This is a genomic window from Psychrobacter sp. 1Y4 (assembly GCF_051847555.1).
The window spans coordinates 1-602 of record NZ_JBPYDE010000827.1; the positions used below are offsets into that span (position 1 = coordinate 1).

1 protein-coding gene is annotated in these 602 nt (G+C 44.0%); it reads right to left on the reverse strand.

Annotated elements, in window-relative coordinates; translation table 11 throughout:
- Positions 1–602 (reverse strand): enoyl-CoA hydratase (locus tag ACS8FC_RS19100; protein ID WP_439297947.1); only part of this gene is annotated, 602 nt, incomplete at both ends.

Below are 602 nucleotides of genomic sequence, written 5' to 3' on the forward strand. Positions count from 1 at the left end.
CTTCACCCACATCGTCTGCCATCATATTGCAAGTCATTACTTCACTGGCATAGTCATAAGCGTCTTCGATGTTCATATTAAGTTGTTTATAAAACATATCTTTGCCAGTTCTTACTGCTACTGGAGACTTGGCAGTAATGGCTGTTATCAAAGACTCTAGTGCTTGATCTAACTGCTCTGCTGGCACAACTCGATTGATCAATCCATATTGCAAGGCAGTATGGGCATCGATAAATTCACCTGTAATCAGCATCTCAAATGCTTGCTTACGGGGCAAATTACGGCTGACGGCTACAGCAGGCGTGGAGCAAAAAAGTCCCACATTTATCCCAGAAGTAGCAAATTTTGCATCATCAGCGGCAATGGCCAAATCACAAGCTGCGACTAGCTGACATCCTGCGGCTGTGGCAATGCCTTGTACTTTTGCGATAACAACTTGCGGCATACGGTTGATGGTAAGCATCATTTTGCTACATTGCTGGAATAGCGCACGATGAAATGCTTCATCTGAGTGTGCACGCATTTGCTTTAAATTATGACCAGCACAAAATGCCTTACCCGTCGCTTGAATCACAACGACTCTGATATTATCGTCTTTAGCG